This is a genomic window from Clostridium saccharobutylicum DSM 13864 (assembly GCF_000473995.1).
GTDB classification, from domain to species: domain Bacteria; phylum Bacillota; class Clostridia; order Clostridiales; family Clostridiaceae; genus Clostridium; species Clostridium saccharobutylicum.
In genome coordinates this window covers 2,644,086-2,662,103 of sequence record NC_022571.1, presented here as the reverse complement: position 1 = coordinate 2,662,103, position 18,018 = coordinate 2,644,086, and the positions used below count along the sequence as shown (strand labels likewise).

At 27.0% G+C, this 18,018-nt stretch carries 16 protein-coding genes; 11 read left to right on the top strand and 5 right to left on the bottom strand.

What is annotated here, in order from left to right:
• The first annotated feature begins 32 nt into the window (after nt 1–32).
• Nucleotides 33–158: a hypothetical protein gene (locus CLSA_RS24315; RefSeq protein WP_022746480.1), complete on the top strand. Its 126-nt coding sequence runs from the start codon at nt 33–35 to the stop codon at nt 156–158.
• A complete protein-coding gene (locus CLSA_RS11385) occupies nt 158–841 on the top strand; it encodes a hypothetical protein (protein WP_022746479.1) in 684 nt (227 codons plus the stop codon). The genes CLSA_RS24315 and CLSA_RS11385 overlap by 1 nt, the downstream gene beginning before the upstream one ends.
• A 359-nt stretch (nt 842–1,200) precedes the next feature.
• Here the strand turns inward: CLSA_RS11385 and CLSA_RS11380 are convergent, their stop codons facing one another.
• Nucleotides 1,201–1,614 carry a DUF1284 domain-containing protein gene (locus CLSA_RS11380; protein ID WP_022746478.1) on the bottom strand — a complete coding sequence of 138 codons (414 nt, stop codon included), beginning with the start codon at nt 1,612–1,614 and terminating at the stop codon, nt 1,201–1,203.
• Nucleotides 1,601–2,155, bottom strand: coding sequence for a biotin transporter BioY (locus CLSA_RS11375; protein ID WP_022746477.1), 555 nt, complete (start codon nt 2,153–2,155; stop codon nt 1,601–1,603). Before CLSA_RS11375 ends, CLSA_RS11380 begins: the two co-directional genes overlap by 14 nt.
• 209 nt (nt 2,156–2,364) lie before the next feature.
• Between CLSA_RS11375 and CLSA_RS11370 the strand changes: the two genes are divergently transcribed.
• The gene (locus tag CLSA_RS11370) at nt 2,365–2,667 is read left to right on the top strand and encodes a hypothetical protein (protein ID WP_022746476.1); all 303 of its coding nucleotides are present in this window, start codon (nt 2,365–2,367) and stop codon (nt 2,665–2,667) included.
• 114 nt (nt 2,668–2,781) lie between these two features.
• On the opposite strand, the gene fba is transcribed toward CLSA_RS11370, so the two are convergent.
• Entirely contained in the window at nt 2,782–3,648 is an 867-nt protein-coding gene (fba, locus tag CLSA_RS11365; protein WP_022746475.1) for a class II fructose-1,6-bisphosphate aldolase, read from the bottom strand.
• A gap of 345 nt (nt 3,649–3,993) precedes the next feature.
• Here fba and CLSA_RS11360 point away from each other — a divergent pair, with 345 nt between their 5' ends.
• From CLSA_RS11360 to CLSA_RS11335, 6 genes are all read left to right on the top strand, one after another.
• The gene (locus CLSA_RS11360) at nt 3,994–4,578 is read left to right on the top strand and encodes a GNAT family N-acetyltransferase (protein ID WP_022746474.1); all 585 of its coding nucleotides are present in this window, start codon (nt 3,994–3,996) and stop codon (nt 4,576–4,578) included.
• 68 nt (nt 4,579–4,646) lie between these two features.
• Nucleotides 4,647–5,447 carry a tetratricopeptide repeat protein gene (locus CLSA_RS11355; RefSeq protein WP_022746473.1) on the top strand — a complete coding sequence of 267 codons (801 nt, stop codon included), beginning with the start codon at nt 4,647–4,649 and terminating at the stop codon, nt 5,445–5,447.
• A gap of 384 nt (nt 5,448–5,831) precedes the next feature.
• Nucleotides 5,832–7,769 (top strand): ABC-F family ATP-binding cassette domain-containing protein, encoded by a 1,938-nt coding sequence (locus CLSA_RS11350; RefSeq protein WP_022746472.1) that lies wholly within the window; start codon nt 5,832–5,834, stop codon nt 7,767–7,769.
• A gap of 95 nt (nt 7,770–7,864) precedes the next feature.
• Nucleotides 7,865–8,053, top strand: coding sequence for a hypothetical protein (locus CLSA_RS11345; RefSeq protein WP_022746471.1), 189 nt, complete (start codon nt 7,865–7,867; stop codon nt 8,051–8,053).
• A 65-nt stretch (nt 8,054–8,118) separates the two neighbouring features.
• Nucleotides 8,119–11,373 (top strand): DEAD/DEAH box helicase, encoded by a 3,255-nt coding sequence (locus CLSA_RS11340; protein ID WP_022746470.1) that lies wholly within the window; start codon nt 8,119–8,121, stop codon nt 11,371–11,373.
• Between the two features lie 494 nt (nt 11,374–11,867).
• On the top strand, nt 11,868–12,575 hold the full coding sequence (locus tag CLSA_RS11335; RefSeq protein WP_022746469.1) for an MgtC/SapB family protein: 708 nt from the start codon (nt 11,868–11,870) through the stop codon (nt 12,573–12,575).
• Between the two features lie 435 nt (nt 12,576–13,010).
• Here the strand turns inward: CLSA_RS11335 and CLSA_RS11325 are convergent, their stop codons facing one another.
• Complete coding sequence (locus CLSA_RS11325) at nt 13,011–14,600, bottom strand: nitrite/sulfite reductase (protein ID WP_022746468.1); 1,590 nt, start codon at nt 14,598–14,600, stop codon at nt 13,011–13,013.
• A 17-nt stretch (nt 14,601–14,617) separates the two neighbouring features.
• Nucleotides 14,618–15,163, bottom strand: a complete 546-nt coding sequence (locus CLSA_RS11320) for a flavin reductase family protein (protein WP_022746467.1) — start codon at nt 15,161–15,163, stop codon at nt 14,618–14,620.
• A gap of 633 nt (nt 15,164–15,796) precedes the next feature.
• Here CLSA_RS11320 and CLSA_RS11315 point away from each other — a divergent pair.
• Both CLSA_RS11315 and CLSA_RS11310 read left to right on the top strand, forming a co-directional pair.
• Nucleotides 15,797–16,492, top strand: coding sequence for a response regulator transcription factor (locus CLSA_RS11315; protein WP_022746465.1), 696 nt, complete (start codon nt 15,797–15,799; stop codon nt 16,490–16,492).
• Complete coding sequence (locus CLSA_RS11310; RefSeq protein ID WP_022746464.1) at nt 16,476–17,849, top strand: sensor histidine kinase; 1,374 nt, start codon at nt 16,476–16,478, stop codon at nt 17,847–17,849. The genes CLSA_RS11315 and CLSA_RS11310 overlap by 17 nt, the downstream gene beginning before the upstream one ends.
• The last annotated feature ends 169 nt before the right edge of the window (nt 17,850–18,018 follow it).

Genomic DNA, 18,018 nt, shown 5'->3' with positions numbered 1-18,018 from the left:
AAGTTTAAAATCAAAGAAAGAAGTGGAGTTATATGAAATGTGAAAATTTAGAAGAGGTAAGGGAAAGTATAGATAGGATTGATGGAGAGATAGTTAAGTCATTTATAAATTTTGAGTTGTCTGAATATGAAGAACTAAGACAAAAGGAGGAAGTCTAATGGCATTTGAATTATCAACAGTAGTTCCTTGGGGAAGAACTTTAGACGAATATAAAATGATGTTTGTATTAAGTGATGAAGATTTAAAAAAATCAATTGCAAGTTTTGGTGATGGGCCTGCAAGTTTTAATTTTGAAATGAAAAGATTAAATAATAATGTAGTATCCTTTGATCCAATTTATGCATTTACCAAAGAAGAATTAATAAATAGAATACGAGAAACCAAAGATATTGTAATGGAACAAACTAAACAAAATAAGGATAATTTTTGCTGGACAAGTATAAAAAATCTAGATGACTTAGAAAAAATCAGAATGAATGCAATGAATAATTTTATATTAGACTTTGAACAAGGCAAAAAAGAAAAGAGATATATACCACATGAACTTCCTAACAGAACTAGTTTTTCAGAAAAATGCTTTGATATTGGATTAAGTTCACATTTTTTATTGCTATATTCCAAATTAGGCCTAAATTTTCATATAAAAGCTATTGATGAAATGCTTAGAATTTGCAAAGAAATTCGTATTTTTCCGATATTAGATTTAGATGCAAAGAAATCTAATCTTTTAGAACAAATAATTGAACATTATAATAATAAGTATGACATTTCAATAATGCAAACAAATTATGAATTTCAAAGGAATGGAAATAAGTTGCTTGTTATAAAGCATAATAACTAAACATTATTCATTAATTTTTAGGATCTACATCAAAACGTGTGTTGATATTACCTTAATAAGGCATTTGAAAATTAGTTGTGAAGTTTGTTAATTAGAGATTGTTCCATTCTTGCGTGTCTTTAACTTGTTTAAGGAACATGTAGGAATGGGGCAATCTCTCATTTAGAAATTTCAAACTAATTTTAATAGTCCTGTGGAACAAAAATGTATTTGATTTCGGTAAAGTCACCATATTATATAGATAAACAATTTATAAATAACACTCATGCTTTGAGTATATATCTATTTCGGTTAGTTACTACATAAGTTTAAATCTTGATTTTGATATCTATATGTGAAATTTAAATATCGTACTAAAATCATAAATTCCAATTTTTTAATTGATCTATAATGGCATTATCACTGCAAATACCTTGCTTGTACCAATTACAAGTGCTGCATATTGCATGAAAATTATTTTTATTAAAGTTTTTATAAATATTATCTATAATTCCCCTGAATTTATATTCTTTATTCAGTTTAAGATTGTATATTTTTAAGGTATTATAATCTAAATTATCTACTTTCTCTTTTGTTATGCAAATATTATTTAATTGTTTATTAGGACAATAAAAACATACATTATCACATCCTGTGACAAGTTTAAGTGTAGTATTTGGATCTTTTTTAAGTAAAATTGGAATTTCATTCATTCCTTTTATAAATTCTTTACTATAGCCTAACCCTTTATAAAAAAATAAACAATTTATATGATGTGGTCTAAGCAATAACATTTTTCTTCACTATATTTTGAACACTTTTTTTTACTTTAAATCCTATTATAATTGCAACTGCAGTTGCAATGAAATCTTTAATTATAAATGGATAAACACCAGCAGCAAGTGATGCTTGTATATTCATACCTGTTACCATTTTAAGTTGAAGTGCTCCGATGAAAAAATCAATTGATACACCAAAGTATGATGCTATAAATAATAAAATTTTATTCTCTTTATATGACGCATATCCTATTAAAAATGCCATAATAATATATCCTATAAGATAACCACCTGTCGGTCCAACTATTACACCAAATCCACCTTTCAAATTTGCAAAAACAGGTAAACCAATAGCACCAAGAAGTTCAAAAATTATAAGTGAAAGTGTTCCTATTTTGGCACCTGCTATAACTGATATGATTACCACTGCGAAAATTTGCAAAGTTACTGGTACTGTAGTAAAAGGCAGCGGTAATGAAAGCTGAGAAAAAATAGCCATTAAAGCAGCACACATTCCAATTAGTGTTATTTCTCTTGTTGATAAATTAAATTTCATTTATTTATTCCTCCTTTAATATATTTTAAATAGAATTAGTTAAAGTATTATTTATATTAATTTGATTAATTCTAATATTTAGTATACATTTCTATAAATTAAATGTCAACTAATTAATGAACAAGGTTAACAATTCGAAGTTGTTATATTTAATCTGGAAAAGTATACATTACAATGATATAATTTTATGGAAATGAGGTGCATTAATTATGGCAAAGAAAACTAGTAGAAATACAGATATATTAAAAGATACTAAAAATACAACTTCGCCTAAGATTTACTCATTGCTAGTTGAATTAGTAAATAAAGATAGAGAAGATTTGGCGGAAGATGTTTTAAAAATAGACTATTTTTTAACGTATACTAGCAATTGTATAAAAGATAAAGATTTTAGGGAAGCAAGAGAGACAATAGAAAGAGCCAAAGCAAGAATTGATAAACTGTTAGATAACAATTTTAATGTGGATTATTTACTTTATCTTTATAATGGAATCAATTCTAAGATAAAGTAATATATTTATATGAAAATTAATTATTAGTTATATCTTAAGTTTTATTTATTATTAATTGAATGAATGTGAAAAAAGAACTGTCCCAATTTGAGACAGTTCTTAATTTTTGGATAATTAAGCTCTGTTAACAGAACCGAATAATTCCATTTTTTCTTTAACTGTAGCCTTAATTGCTTCGAATCCAGGATTTAATAATTTTCTTGGGTCAAATCCTTTTCCTTCTAAATCTTTTCCAGCTTCAATATATTTTCTTGTAGCTTCTTGGAATGATAATTGACATTCAGTGTTAACGTTGATTTTAGCAACTCCTAATGAGATAGCTTTCTTTATCATATCTTCAGGAATTCCAGTACCACCATGTAATACTAAAGGCATAGTAGTTCCAACTGCTTCTTCGATTTTAGCTAATGCATCAAAATCTAATCCAGACCAGTTAGCAGGATATTTTCCGTGTATGTTTCCGATTCCAGCAGCTAACATAGTAACTCCTAAATCAGCGATTTGCTTACATTCATTTGGGTCAGCAACTTCACCTTTTCCTACAACTCCATCTTCTTCTCCACCGATTGAACCAACTTCTGCTTCTAAAGAAAGTCCTTTTGCATTAGCAACAGCAACTAATTCTTTAGTTTTTTCTATATTTTCAGCTATTGGATAGTGAGATCCATCAAACATGATTGATGAGAATCCTGCTTCTATACAAGCTTTAGCTCCTTCATAACTACCGTGATCTAAGTGTAAAGCAACTGGAACAGTGATGTTTAATTCTTCAATCATTGCTTTAACCATAGCACTTACAGTCTTATATCCAGTCATGTATTTTCCAGCACCTTCAGATACTCCTAAGATAACTGGTGAATTATTTTCTTGTGCAGTTAATAATACAGCTTTAGTCCATTCTAAGTTGTTAATGTTGAATTGACCTACTGCGTATTTTCCTGCTCTTGCTTTGTTTAACATTTCTTTAGCTGATGTTAACATTGTACGACCTCCGTATACTTGTATATTTATTATAACTATAATATATTGGGAAATTAATTAGTAATACTTTACATATTAATTTCTCTTCACAGATTATTATACTCTAAAATTGTATATATGAAAACAAAAAAATTTAAATGATGTATGGAATGTTTGTCAAAATATATATTTTTAAGTAAAAGCAAAGTAAATATCTAATAAAAAATAATTTCATTTGAGAAAATTATAAATTTATAGTGTCATATGATATAATTACTATAATTGTATTTTTGTAAGAATGAAAATATAGTTTTTTATGCTAAGGATATAAATAACTTAAATATAAGATATATTGGGAGGACTATAATGCTAAATCATAAAGGGACATGCATTTTAGAGACTGCAAGACTGATATTGAGACCTTTTACGGTAAACGATATTGAAGATATGTATTATAATTGGGCATGTGATGAGGAAGTTACTCGATATTTAACTTGGAAAGAGCACAAAGATATAAATAGAACTAGTTTGGCAGTAGCTCTTTGGGTTAAATCTTATAATGAGAAGGAATTCTATAATTGGGTCATACAAGATAAGAAGAATAAAAAAATTATGGGAAGTATCTGTTTATTTAGTGTAGATAATTATAATGGGAATTGTGAAGTGGGATATTGTTTAGGAAAAGAATTTTGGAATAAAGGAATAATGTATGAAGCATTAATTAGAGTTATTGACTTTGCATTTTGTGAAATAGGATTTGAGAGAATTTCAGCTCGACGTCACTTGGGAAATTTAGCATCAGGAAGAGTGATGAAAAAATGTAAGTTTATTTATGAAGGTACATTGAGAAATGTAATAAAGGATAAAGAAGGAAATTTAGTAGACTGTAAATATTATTCTATTCTAAAATCTGACTATATAAAAGATAAACTTTTATTGCATAACAAATAATAAGTAATATTTTAAACATTTATCATCGATAAAATTTAAAAGTAATATATAAGATGGGAGAATATTAGATGATGGAAGAAAAAAGAGATAAAAAAGAGACAAACAAACCTATAAAAAGAAATATTACAGTTTATGAAATGGATTTGTCTCAATGTGCTAAGTATCAAGATATGGAAGGCAGCTGGGTAATTTGGATGTTAATATCGGGTATAATACTTTGTTCTAAAAATTTATATGGCGGAATTTTTCTTATTTTAATATCAGTTATAATATTTATATTATATAAAAATTGTTCTAAGAATGTATCAGCAACACATTATAATCTTGCCTTAGAATATATGGAAAAAAATGATATGATTAAAGCAAAAGAAGAACTTTATGACTCAATAAAATCCAACCCAAACAACAAAGTATCTTATGTTTTACTTTCATCTATATTTTATAAAGAAAGCAATTTTAAAAAAACAATAGAAAATTTATTAAATAGTGGAGTTCTTGAAGTTAAAAATAGTAAATATAATTATCTTATTGCTGCATGTTATTTTAATATGAATGAATATTCAAATTCTATTAAGCATTTAAAATTAGTTAAATATGAAGAACAAGATCCTATGCGAACTATAAGAGATATTCTTCTTGGAAAAGCATATTATTTGAAGGGAGAATATAAACAAGCTCTTAAAGTTTTTAATGAGGTAAAAGACAATAACAAACAAATTAATGAGCATTTAATTGAATTTAATTATTTTTTAGGTATGACGTATTTAAAACTTAATGATTATGATAAAGCAAAAGCAATATTATTAAAAGTATACGAAGAAGATAAAAATTACAAAGAGATAGAAGATTTAATTAGTGGAATAAAGTAATCTATAGACGGGGTAAGATGTAAGAAAGTATCTTATCTCTTTTTTTATATTAAGTATACTTTAAAAGAAATTTAAATTTAATTTATATGATTTTATTTATTGTATGGTACATAATATATAAAATCATATACATAGTAATTACAACCAAAGAATATGCAGTAGTTTACATTTTAATTTTAATCAATATAATAATTATTATGTAAAGTAAAGTATGAAAAAAACTTAATTCAGAGTCTAGTGATAAAAAACAAAAATAAACTAATAATATAAAAAATACAAAACAAGTACAATGATACATTAAAATAAAAAGGTTAAATTTTGGATTATTGCAGTAACTGTGTTAAAATAAATTAATATACACTATTAAGAAGGAGTTTAAAACTAATGAATATAATTACTTTAGAAAATATAAGAAAAACCTATAGTGAGAAAGTTTTATTAAATGATGTTTCACTCGGTATTAATGATGGAGATAAAATAGGTTTAATAGGACTAAATGGTGCGGGTAAATCTACCTTTTTAAAAATTGTTGGTGGTAAAGAAGAATTTTTTGAAGGCACAATAACTAAAGGTAAAAATATTAGAATAGAATTTCTAGAACAAGATCCACCTTTTGACACAAATGCAACAGTTTTAGAACAAGTTTTTAAAGGTGATACTAGAGAAATGAAGCTCCTTAAAGAATACGAAGAGCTATTAGATAAAATTAATTCTTCAAGTCCTGAAGAGTTTGATTCTTTAAATAATAAATTAATCAAGGTTCAAGAACAAATCGATTCATTGAATCTTTGGGATTTAGAAAGTGATGCTAAAACAATTCTTAATAAGCTTGGTATAAAAAATTATACTGAAAAAGTAGGAAATTTATCTGGTGGGCAAAAGAAAAGAATTGCATTAGCAGGAGCTCTTATTACTCCATGTGATCTTCTTATTTTAGATGAGCCTACTAATCATTTAGATTCTGATTCAATAGAATGGCTAGAGGAATTTTTAAATGCTAGAAAAGGTGCTCTTTTGATGATAACTCATGATAGATATTTTCTTGATAGAGTTACTAATAGAATAATAGAATTAGACAGGGGTAATCTTTATTCTTATCCTGGAAATTATACAGCTTTCTTAGAGAAGAAAATTGAAAGACTTGAGACTGAGTCTGTTCAGGAGGAGAAAAGAAATGCACTTATTAGGAATGAATTAAAATGGGTTCGTCGTGGAGCTAAAGCTAGGAGTACAAAACAAAAAGCTCGACTTCAAAGATTTGACGAATTAAAGAGTATAGAAACAGTGAAAAGGCAAGAAGATGTAGATATTTCATTTGTAGGAACTAGACTTGGTAAGAAAACTGTAGAGTTATATGATATATGTAAATCTTTTGGAAATAGAACTTTAATTAAAGACTTTAATTATATGTTTTTAAGAGATGATAGGGTTGGAATAATAGGAGAAAATGGTGTTGGAAAAACAACATTAGTTAATTTAATTAGAGGTAAATTATCTTTAGATAGTGGTACTATTGAAATTGGAGATACTGTGAAGATTGGATGCTTTGCTCAAGATAATACCAATATGGAGCCAAAACTTAGAGTGATTGATTATGTTAGAGAAGGTGGAGAATATATTCCAGTAGAAGACGGAACTAAAATAACTGCATCAACTATGTGTGAAAGATTTTTGTTTGATAGTAATATGCAATATACTCCAATTGAAAAGTTATCTGGTGGAGAAAAGCGACGTCTTCATTTACTTAGAGTGTTGATGGAATCGCCTAATTTCTTAATCTTAGATGAGCCTACTAATGATTTGGACATTGAAACTTTAAAGATTCTAGAAGATTTCTTGGATAAGTTTATTGGAATAGTAATTGTAGTTTCTCATGATAGATACTTCTTAGATAGAATCTGTAATAAGATATTTTCTTATGAAGGTAATGGGCTTATAAAAGAATATAACGGTAACTATAGCGATTTTTTAATTGCTAAAGAAATAGAAAAAGCTAGTTTTGTAAGCAATGAAAAATCTCAAGAAAAAACTAAGGAAGAAAAAAATAAAGTAACTAAGGAAAAGATAAAAGATAATAAGCCTAAATTCACATTTAAGGAACAAAAGGAATTTGAAACAATTGATGAGACAATCGCTAAGCTTGAAAATAAAATTGAAACTCTTGAAACTGATATGGCTAAGAATTCAACAAACTATGGTAAACTTAATGAACTTATGAAAGAGAAAGAAGAAGTTCAAACTTTATTAGATGAAAAATATGTGAGATGGGAATACTTAAATGAGATAGCTGAAAATATAGAAGCTTATAAAGCTAAATGTTAATAGAGATAAACTTATGCGAATTTTAGTTAGAAAGTGAGGAATTACAATGAGATTAATTCATAAAAATAGTGCAATAATCTCATTGTAAAACATATATGGAATTACATATTTATTTAAAAGGCAAGCAAGAACCAACTATATTCACAGGTGAAAGAATAGATGTACTAGATATGGAACTTCAAGGAAATAAATATAAACAGATAAGATACTTTCGAAAAGGAGTTTCAAAATCTCAATACATTAGTGTGGATTTAATTAAAAGCATTAAAGAAGTTAATAAATAGATAGTTAAAGTCAGAAAATATTATCTATAATAAATGCTATTATTGAAAAACGTAGGTGATTAATATTGATAAAACAAATTTTACTAGAGGGGTTTAATAAATGCTTAACCAACGCAATTAGAATTAAAGGAGAACGTGTCTTAAAAAATGATTTAATTAGCGAATTAAATGTTGATGTAGATAATGATAGTATTAATATAAATTCTTCTGTAGTATCTGAAAGCCTTCTTAGTGAATACTCATGTAAAATAGAAATTGATAGCGTAACAAAAGAGATAATTGGAACTCATTGTAGTTGCATGGATTTTGAAAAAAATGAGTTTAAAAAAGATAATTATTGTTGTAAGCATATTGCAGCAGCATTTTATACGTTTTTAAAAAAAATTGATGACGATGATGAGTTAAGAAATAAAATAACCCGTTCCCTTGAAGTGAAAAAGAATATATCTAAATTAAAGAAAGATAAAGATGATGACTTATTGTCATTACTTATTGATGATAATGACAAAGAAGAGCTGAAATTTGAAGTTACCATTAATAAAAATAATTGGTCTTCGAAGCTTCAAGCTGAATTTAAAGTAGGATTAAAAAGTATAAGTAATAAAATGTATATGATTAGAGACGTTAATGGTTTTTTAGTATCTCTTTATAATAAAGTTCCAATTAAATATGGAAAAAGTTTTGTTTTGGATATAAAAAAACAAAGATTATCATATGAAGATAGAAGACTAATTAAATTTATCAATAATATTAAATACTTGGCAGAACATGATAGAAATTTTAGACGATATCAGGATAAACTAATAGATGGTAAGCTATTAACAATTCCAGATATTATGTTTAAAGAATTTTTACATATTATAAAAAATAAAAGAATTTATTTAGGGGATGGTTTTTTTTATAGAATTTTAGAATCTGAAATTATAGAAGGAGATATGCCAATTCCATTTTCTTTAGTAAATAAGAAAGAACAAATTTTCTTAGAAGCTGTCAATGGTATGCCAGAAGCTTTAACTGAAAATGAGGATGTGTTTTTATATGGAACATCAATTTATATACCTTCTATAGAACAATGTGAACGACTTTCTCCCTACTTAAAGATTTTTAATGCAACATCTAGAATTAGTTTCAAAAAAAATCAAGAAGAAAGAATCCTAAAGGAATTAATTCCATCTGTTCAAAAGATAACAAACGATTTGACTTTATCTAAAGAAATGAGAAATAAAGTTGTAACAGGGCCAGTTAGTTTTAAGTTTTATTTTGATAGAGATAAAGAAATTTCGCTACTATATAAGGTATCTTATGAAGGACATGAATTTAATTATTTTGAAGAATATAATGGTAAAGTCATATACAGAGATGTTGAAAAAGAAAGAGAAGTATTTGGTATTTTAAGAAGTCTTGGGTTTGAAGAAATCAATGGAAAGCTATACTTTCTTAGAAACGATGATGATGCTTTTAGATTTTTTAAATATGAACTTGAAAAACTTCAAAGATATGGAGAAGTTTATTATTCTGAAAGATTTAATGGAATAAAATCCATAACAAAATCAGATTTTAAAGGAGAAGTTAGAAAAGGTAAATTTAATTACTTTGAATTTAAATTTGAGATTTCTAACATTTCAGAAGAGGAGACAGCAAAAATACTTCGAAGCTTTAGAAATAATTTAAGATATTATAAGCTTGAAAATGGTGAATTTTTAGATTTAGAAGATGATTCAATGAAGGATGCATTAACTTTACTAGATAATTTACTTTTACAAGAAGAACTGAATAATAATTTAATAGAAGTTCCTATGAATAAAGGTGCATATCTTGAGGATTATCTTGAAGAAAAGGAATTAAGATATATTGAAGGCTGTGATGAAATTAAAGAACTTAAAAATAGACTGCATAATATTAAAGGTAAAATATTCCAACCTCCATATGGTCTTCAAGCTAAACTACGAGAATATCAAAAGGATGGATATAATTGGTTTAGAACTTTAGATTATTTAGGTTTTGGTGGAATACTTGGAGATGAAATGGGACTTGGTAAAACGCTTCAAACTATAACAATGTTGCTTTCCAAGCCAGGTTCAAAAACTCTTATAGTAGCTCCAACTTCACTAATATATAATTGGAGTAATGAATTTAAAAAATTTGCACCATCTATAAAAGTTTTAATATGTAATGGAGTCAAGGAAGAAAGAGAAGAATTAATTAAAAACTACAGCGAATATGATGTAATATTAACAACTTATAATTTGTTAAGAAGAGATTTAAATCATTACACTATGGAATTTGATTATTGTATTTTAGATGAAGCTCAAAATATTAAAAATCCAAGTTCTTTAAGTGCAAAATCAGTAAAAGAAATAAAATCCAAGGTGAGATTTGCATTAACTGGAACTCCTATAGAAAATTCATTAATGGAACTTTGGTCTATTTTTGATTTTATAATGCCAGGTTATTTGTTTACTGAAAAAAAGTTTATAACTAGATATCATAGAAGACTTGAAGAAAGTCCAGAAATTTTAGAAGAATTAAATAGGTTGGTTAAACCTTTTATTTTAAGACGATATAAGAAAAATGTAATTAAAGAATTACCAGATAAAATTGAAAAGAGATTACTTGTACCACTAAGCGATGAACAAAAAATTGTTTATGAGACATATGCTAATTATGCTAAAGATTTAATTGAAAAAAAAGTTAAAGATGATGAATTTAATAAGAGCAAAATTGAAATATTATCTTATATAACAAAACTTCGTCAAATATGTTTAGATCCATCTGTTACAATGGATAATTATGTTGGTGGAAGTGGTAAAATTGATGCACTTATTGAACTCTTAGAACAAAGTGTAGATGAAGGTCATAAGGTGCTTGTATTCTCTCAATTTACATCAGTTCTTAAAAATATAGGAAATATTCTTAGAGAAAAACAATTTCTTTTTTCTTATTTAGATGGATCAGTTTCTTCACTAAATAGAATGAAAATGGTAGATGAATTTAATAATGGAGAAAATACTGTATTTTTAGTATCTTTAAAAGCTGGAGGCACAGGTTTGAATTTAACCAGTGCAGATATTGTAATACATTTTGATCCGTGGTGGAATCCAGCTGTTGAAGATCAAGCTACAGATAGAGCTCATAGAATTGGTCAAAAGCATATAGTTGAAGTTATTAAATTAATTTCTAGTGGAACAATTGAGGAAAAAATAGTAAATCTTCAAGATTCGAAAAGAGAACTAATAAATCAAATTTTAGGAGATGATTTAGCTGTGGGTTCATTTATTAGTAATCTAAAAGAAGATGAGATATTAGATTTATTTAATTAAGTAAGTTAAAAGCGGATTAGCATTTTAATGTTGCTATTATGTATTTTTAAATATTGTGGTTTAATAAATTTTGACTAAATAAGTATATATTGATATAATATCTTAAAACGTAGATGCTTAATTAAGCAAACAATAAATAATAACTAATGTAATATTATTATTACATTAACATTAATTAAATTTAGAAATGTGATAATTAAATACACTAGAGATAAAATATGAGACAATGGGGTCGAATGTACAATTTGCACACATTGTCTATTTTTTTTATATAATACTGATACATAAGAATAAAAATAACTGATTAATAGATTATAGAATTCTATATTTACAATAAAACATGTGAATTATTCTGATTTAAGAAATATCAATAATTGATAAATTGTATAAGTTTGAATCTAAATAAGTAATTCTATATACGAATTTTAATAATAACATTATATTATGTTAATCAGTTATTTATTTAATAACATGAAAAGGGAGGCGTAAAGTTTATGCAGAATACGTTACACAATCTTTCGATATATTTAAGAGAAGTTAATACTGCCTCAATAATCTTAAGACTTGCACTTGCTACTATTTGTGCTGGAATTATTGGTGCAGAGAGAGGACGAAAGAAAAGACCAGCAGGATTTAGAACACATATTTTAGTATGCATTGGAGCGACCATGGTTATGATAACTAGCCAATATATGACAGATGTACTTGGTATGCCAGGGGATCCTGGTAGAATGGGGGCTCAAGTTATAAGTGGTATTGGATTTTTAGGAGCAGGAACAATTATGGTTGTAGGAAGAAATCAAGTTAAAGGTCTTACAACTGCTGCAGGTTTATGGTCATGTGCATGTATGGGACTAGCAATAGGAATTGGTTTTTATGAAGGAGCAATAATATCATGTATCTTTTTACTTGGAGTAGTAACAGTACTTCATAAGTTGGATTTATATTCAAGGACTCATTCTAAAGTTTTAGATATATACGTTGAACTCCAGGATATTGCTGGGGTTACAAACTTTATAAATGTTGTAAAATCAGATGGAACTAAAATATCTAATCTAGAAGTTAAAAGATCTTCAGATATGGACGAACATACTATTGGGTTAATGATGACGTTAACTTTAGCCACAAAATGTGATCATGGGGATTACTTATTGCAGCTTCATAATATAGAAGGAGTTTGTAGTGCTGAAGAAGCTATGTAGTTTTTTTATGGAAGAAAATACAAGAGAAAATCTAGTTATTTTTAAGTTTTCCCTTGTATTTACCCTTGTTAAAAATAAAAAAAATAATAACTCGTCATGTGAGATATATTTTGAGTCAGATATTAATATATGTTTGGTTAATAATTGGCAGTTAATTAAAAATGTGCAATGCAAATGGTATTTGAATTGCACATTTTTTGTGATTGTAGAATAGATTTGTGCAATCAACTTTGCTACATTCTTTTTGTGTAATAAGGATAGAATTAACGAGGCATTAGCAATTTAGCTTGTACTAATTCCATGTTTGTAGTATATAAACTGCTTTTTTGCACATTATAGTAATATAATACTGCTTACTTTTAGTATTTATAGAAAGTTTTAAAATATTCAGTTTCTACAAATTTTTTCATGTAATAAGTTGTTTTAATTAAGTGTTCATATATTTTTGGTAATCTCATTAATTCCGACTCGTCTAATAAATTGATTAAAAGCTTCATTTTCCAGCCTATTTTTTTTATAGAAAAGTATTATTTTTTCAAGAATTATATGAACATCAGCAGATTTTACACGTAAGTTTAGATTTTCAGCAAACTTTCCGTTATTGTTTAATGTGCCGCCAAGCCAAATGGTAAAGGCTTCATCATAGCTATTTTCATTTTTTATAAGTGCACCTTGAAGGCTAATATCGGCTATGTGCTTTTGTCCACAAGAATTAGGGCAGCCAGTAAAATGAATACGAAGCAGTGTATCTAATTTGATTTTGGAATCAAGATATTCAATTATCTTTTTAGCGCGTTCCTTTGTTTCAACAATTGCTAAATTACAAAATTCTTTACCAGTACATGAAACTGTATAGCCAATAAAGGTACTTGGGGTTGGTGATAAATGCTTAAAGACATCTTTATTTAGTAAAGATGGTACATCTTCATTATTTATACCAGTGATAATTAAATTTTGAGATAAAGTAGTTCTAATTTTGCTATCACCATATTTTTCAGAAATCTCAGAAAGCTCAAAAAGTTCATCAGCTGAGATTTCACCAAGTGGCAAGTTAATTCCAATATAGCTTTTTCCCTTTTGTTTTTGGGAATGTACCCCAAAGTAATAACATGCATTCCAAGAAGTTAACTTATCTTCACCTTTACCTGGTATAACTCCGATTAATTCTAATAATTTATCTTTAAATTTTTCTACGCCCCAATCTGCCACTAAGAATTTTAAACGAGCACGAGTACGTTTTTCTCTATAACCATAATCTCTAAAAATAGTACATACACCGATGGCAACTTTAAGTACATCCTCAGGTTTTACAAAGATATCAAGCTTTTGTGCTAGATGGGGAGTAGCTGAAAGTCCTCCGCCAACCCATACGTGAAAACCAATTACTTCATTTCCATCAATATTTTGTATTGCTGGGGTGAAGGAAATATCATTAATTTGAGCATGAGCAGCATTATGAACGCTGGCAGAAATTGATATCTTAAATTTTCTAGGTAAATTAGAAAAGTCTTTATTTAACAAGAAGAAATTATTAACTTGTTCTATTATTTCAGTTGTATCAATAAGCTCATCTTTATCAATTCCAGCAAGTGGATTTCCAACTATTGTTCTAGGGCAGTCTCCACACGCTTCAAAAGAACTTAAACCACATTCTTCTAGTCTTTTAAATATTACAGGTAAATCTTTAACTTGAACCCAGTGAAATTGAATAGCACCTCTTGTGGTTACATTTGCAATTCCACGTCCATAATCTTTAGAAATTTCAGCTAAAGTCTTTGCCTGTACGGAACTCATAATTCCAGAATTTATACGTACTCTCATCATAAAATATCCTTCTTTTGGCTTTTGTTCGTAAACCCCAGCCCATTTAAATCTATTCATATCGTCGGAAGTTATAGAATTATAACCTTCCTTTGAATATTTCTCTACAATGGTTTCAATCACATCCAAACCATCTTTTTCAAGCTTTATATGTTCGACTTCATTTAATTTTTGATCTTTGGTCCAAATTCGTTCATAAGACATTTTATGTCCTCCTTATCTTATAGTTCATTTTTCATATATCTGTAGCCTTTGTTGACTCCATCTCCAAAATATAAAAGATTATCAAATTTTGAAAGGTTTAATGTATCATCAGTGTTTAAATATTCATTTGAAATAAGTCTGCCTTTAATAGTTCCTAAAATATTAGTGACACCTTTATAAGCATCTTTTTCGATAATATCAGTTAAAGTACATTCTATAGAAATTGGACACTCTTCAATTATAGGTGCATTTATAATTGAAGATTTAACTGGTGTTAAGTTAACAGCATCAAACTTTTGGATTTCATGGCCAGATTTAGTGCCACAAAAACTAACTTCTTTTCTAAGGGAACTGTCAGGAATATTAATTACGAAATCATGAACTTCTTTAATTTGATTTATTGCATATCCCTTACTGCTAAAGCCAAGAACCACCATATCTTTAAGGGTATAAGAAGATGAAAGGGTAGTTACATTTGGAACACCATTTTTATCGTAAAAACTTATAAGAATTATAGGAAATCCGTAATACATTTTTTCATAGTTAACATTTATTTTTTTCATTTTCAGATTCCTCCTAAAAATTTTGAATTTAAAGTAAATCGATTTATTTAACTTTATAATATAAAAGGTTGTATTGCTGTGATATAAATCACTTAATTATTAAATTAAGAGCTTGCTTTAAATCATTAAGAACATCTTTAACGTCTTCAAGACAACGGCTAATCTTGAAAAGTAATGACTAATTTATGCAGATAATCTTTCTTGTAATATAAGAATTAATAAATATTTTATTTGGAGATAATCATTATCTTCATAATTTCTACATAATTATTATTTATAATAAGAATCATTTGCAAGTGTTAAAAGAAAGGAAGAAGAAAATGGTTGCTACAATATTAATAATTGCTGTTATTGCATTTATAGTTTTTAGAGTATTTAAAGGTGGTGGTGGATGCTGCCATTAATGAGATACTTCAAAATGTTTGAAAAAATCATTTTGAAGTATCTTCTTTTATTAAGGAATAATCAAAAAATAATAGACGCGCTACTGAACTATTATTTTTTGATTGTTCCTAAGTGTAACAGAATTTGAAATTCAGTATAATAAGAGAACTTCTTTAAAGAATAATTTTATGTTAAGTTATTAAATATATGATAAAGTAATACTAATATTAGCTATATGGAGGGGATGTTATGAACAACATTTTAATAATTGAAGATGAAAAAAGTGTATCAGATGTTATAAAGGCATATTTAGAAAAAGAAGGATATGGGGTATATTCTATTGAAAATGGATTAGATGGAATTGAGATTTTCAGAAAAGAAAGAATTAATCTTGTAATTTTAGATTTAATGCTGCCAGATATTGATGGTGAAGAAGTGTGCAAAATATTAAGAAAAATATCAGATGTATATATTTTTATGCTAACTGCTAAAAGCACATTAAGTGATAAAATAGAAGGATTAAATATTGGAGCTGATGAATATTTAACCAAACCTTTAAGTCCAAGAGAACTTACTGCGCGTGTGAATGCATTATTTAGAAGAGTTGAGGGTAGCAAAGAAAATATACTTTTTTTCAATGATAACAAATTAATAATTGATATTGATAAGAGATTAGTTAAATTAAATGGTGAAGAAGTAAGTTTGACTCCCAATGAATTTGATATACTATATGTTTTAGCTTCAAATAAAGGAAAAGCATTTACAAGGGAAGCAATAATAGAAAGAGTGTTTGGTATTGATTTTGATGGATCAGATAGAAGTGTAGATGTTCATATCAAGAATTTACGTAAAAAAATTGAGGAAGATACTAAATCCCCAAGATATATACTTACTGTTACAAAAATCGGGTATAAGTTTGGTGACAATTATGAAGCAAAGCATTAGAGGAAGATTGAGCTTTATTATAATATTTTGTGCTGTAGTTGCAGTACTACTGTCAGCCTTAATTGTAAATAAAACTATAACTGATACATTCAATAAGTATATGGAAAATATACAAACTCAAAGAAATGAAAGGTTAGTACAGTACTTTCAACAAGTTTACAAAAGTGATGGAGGATGGAATTTAACTTCAGGTGAAGAAATGATGCATGAAGCATACATGAGTAATTATTGTTTAAGTCTTTTAGATGAGAATAAAAAAGTTGTATGGGAAATGAATCATGAAGATATAAAATCCAAAAATTATATGACAATGAACGGTACACAAGAAACAGGAGTTTATATGACTAGTACTTTTGATATAAATGTAAATAATAAAACAGTAGGATATATTATAATAGGTCAATATTCACCTATTTTACTATCACAGGAAGATATAAGTTTTAAGACACAAATTAATAAAAGTATCGTGTTTAGTGGAGTATTAACACTATTAATAGTATCTGTAATAAGTTTAATTCTATCAAAGCAATTTTCTGAACCAATAAAAGAAGTTTCAAAAACTTCTGTAAGTTTATCAAAGGGAAATTATAATTCTAGATCTAATATCAAAAGCAACATTGAAGAGATTACGAATTTAACTGAAAGTATAAATGATTTAGGTGAGAAATTAAATAGTCAGGATTTACTTCGAAAAAGACTTATTTCAGACATTTCTCATGAAATAAGAACTCCATTAAATATACTTCAGAATAATTTAGAAGCAATGATAGATGGAATTATACCTGTAACAACGGATAAACTCAATAATCTAAATGACGAAGTAATAAGATTTGGTAAGCTTTTGAATAATTTAAATGTGTTAAAACAAATAGAGTCTAATGAAATAGCGCTTAAATTAGGATTAGTTAATATAGAAGAACTTCTTTCAAATATAATTAATGACTTTTATATTGCTGCTGATGAAAAAAATATAAAGTTAATCATGAATAAACAAGAAAACAAAAGTTTTATAGTGTTAGGTGATTATGATAAGCTGAAACAAGTATTTATAAATCTTATATCTAATTCAATTAAATTTAATAATATAAACGGAACTGTTTGGATCAATATTAGTAGTGATATAAAGTCAGTTAAAATTAAAATTAAAGATAATGGAATTGGTATAAAGAAGGAAGATCTACCTTATATTTTTGAAAGAATGTACCGTGGAGATAAAAGCAGGCAAAAAATTGAAGGAAGCGGAATCGGCCTTACTCTTGTAAAGAAGATATTAACTCTGCATTCTGGAACAATAGATGTCGAAAGTAAGGAAAACAAAGGAACTGTATTTACAGTATGCATAAATAAAAAGGATTAATGCATAAAAAAAGAAGGTATTCATAAACAATTGGAAAATGATTTTATGGTGCCTTTTTTGTTTTTAATAAAAATTTCATATACTATCCTCATAAAATCTTCATAATTTTTTATTATAATTAATTCATATATTTAAAGATTAGTTATAAATAAAATTTATTATTGGAATA